Source organism: Bradyrhizobium sp. th-b2 (assembly GCF_000426785.1).
In the GTDB taxonomy this organism is placed as follows: Bacteria; Pseudomonadota; Alphaproteobacteria; order Rhizobiales; family Xanthobacteraceae; genus Bradyrhizobium; species Bradyrhizobium septentrionale.
The window spans coordinates 1-1,649 of the sequence record NZ_AUGA01000236.1 but is presented as its reverse complement, the minus strand read 5'-3'; the positions used below and the strand labels follow the sequence as shown (position 1 = coordinate 1,649).

The following is a 1,649-nucleotide window of genomic DNA, read 5'->3' as shown; positions in this document are numbered from 1 at the left end:
AAAGAGATTGCCGGCAGGCCCGGACGCTAAGTCTAGTGCCAGTTCTTCTGCATTGCATTCATGACGGTATCCGACCTGTGCGTCTTGCAGTAGCTGCCTACAACCTTCGCGTTCCGCTTAACGTAGCGGATGTCGAGTTCGCTGAGATTCTTTGTCGCGCTGAAATAGCCGCCCATCCACGAACTTATCAGGGCCTGTCGCTCGGCATCTGAATCAAGGAGCTGCTTGCAGGTGAGCACCGAAAGGTCCATCACGACCTGGGCGTGGGCTGGCATAATATTCGTCAGGATCAGCACACAGAAGCTGGAAATGATGGTCCGTTTCATAAGGCCTCCAGTGTCGCCTGTGGTCGCTATTGAGCCGTTGCGCGTTGAAGACCGGCCATCACGGTTTGCGTCGGGTTTAAAGCGCACCACGACTTCACATTCGCGACGTTTCGAGCATAGGCATTCAAGTCAACGAACACGTAACCGGTTTTCTGATTGAACCAACCGCTCATCCACGCAGAAAAGACCGCCGAGTCTTCGGCTGAAAGCGCTAGATAGTCGGCACATGTCACACGGGCCATATCGATCTTAACTTGCGCATGGGCTGCGCATGGCCAGGTCGCGCCCGCGAGGATCAGATAGAGCACGGATTTCCGCATAATCAACTCCGTCACCGATGAGGCGCATTCAGGAAGGAGAATCGGCTGCCAGTATTGATTCAGATCAATCTGCGAAACGCGGCGGCGGGTTTGATCTAGATCAAGCTCTTTCTTTTGTGCCGCGCTGCAGAAGGAGCCTGTGGCAAGCACCGAAGCACCGAGACGTGCCCCTCTTATCGACGATGGCCTTGAGGCCGCAGGCTCTCACCGTGCGAGGATTGATCTGAATCAAGCGTCGCCGGGTTTCACTGACCAGATTCCGCGCAAATGGCTGGAGGGCATGCGCCATGGGTACCGTCAGGTGGATGATCACCACCGCTCCGGAAATCTTCCTGCTGCTTTCGATCGCCATCGGCACGGTGCTGGGCCGAGTCAAGATTCGTGGTTTCTCGATCGGAACGACAGCCTGCATACTGGTGGTGGCCGTTCTCATTGGTCAGCTCGGGACCTTTACATTCCCGTCGGTGCTGCGCGTGCTTCTGTTCAGCCTGTTTGTGTTCACGATCGGCTACCGGTCCGGCCCCGAATTCTTCGCCTCCTTGAGCATCCGCACCCTGGCGCAGGTCGTCATGGCGCTCGTGCTCGGCAGCACAGGCCTCATCCTCGTTTTGATATTTGCATTCACGTTCAAGCTCGATCCGGGCACGGCCTCGGGACTTGCCGCCGGTGGGCTGACGCAATCTTCCATCATCGGCACGGCGTCCGGAGCGCTCGCGCAGGTCGGCCTGTCCAGTGATGCTTTGAAGCAGCAGGAAGCAAACATCGCAGCCGGATACGCCGTCACCTATGTCCTCGGCTATATTCTCACGCTCCTGTACGTGCCGTTTGTCGCACCGAAACTGATGCGGATCGATTTGAAGGCGGAGGCGGCGAAGCTAGAGGCGGAGCTTTCCGGCGGCAACCCGCCACAGAGTGAAAATCTCCACTATCGCAAATTCCAGGCGCGCGCGTACCGGGTATTGGCCGCCGCGGGACGCACGGTCAAGGACGTCGAAGAGGAAAT

At 57.6% G+C, this 1,649-nt stretch carries 2 protein-coding genes and 1 pseudogene; 1 reads left to right on the top strand and 2 read right to left on the bottom strand.

What is annotated here, in order from left to right:
* Positions 1-32 precede the first annotated feature (32 nt).
* Together K359_RS0147965 and K359_RS0147960 are read right to left on the bottom strand one after the other, a co-directional pair.
* Positions 33-326, bottom strand: coding sequence for an HdeA/HdeB family chaperone (locus K359_RS0147965; RefSeq protein ID WP_029085249.1), 294 nt, complete (start codon positions 324-326; stop codon positions 33-35).
* 26 nt (positions 327-352) lie between these two features.
* Complete coding sequence (locus tag K359_RS0147960) at positions 353-796, bottom strand: HdeA/HdeB family chaperone (protein WP_245284969.1); 444 nt, start codon at positions 794-796, stop codon at positions 353-355.
* Positions 797-933: 137 nt separating this feature from the next.
* Between K359_RS0147960 and K359_RS0147955 the strand changes: the two are divergent.
* A pseudogene (locus K359_RS0147955) lies at positions 934-1,649 on the top strand (transporter); the annotation flags it as partial.

Bases quoted from the DNA above. Each gene is read 5' to 3' on its own strand.
- K359_RS0147965 (WP_029085249.1), bottom strand. From the start codon at position 326: ATGAAACGGACCATCATTTCCAGCTTCTGTGTGCTGATCCTGACGAAT.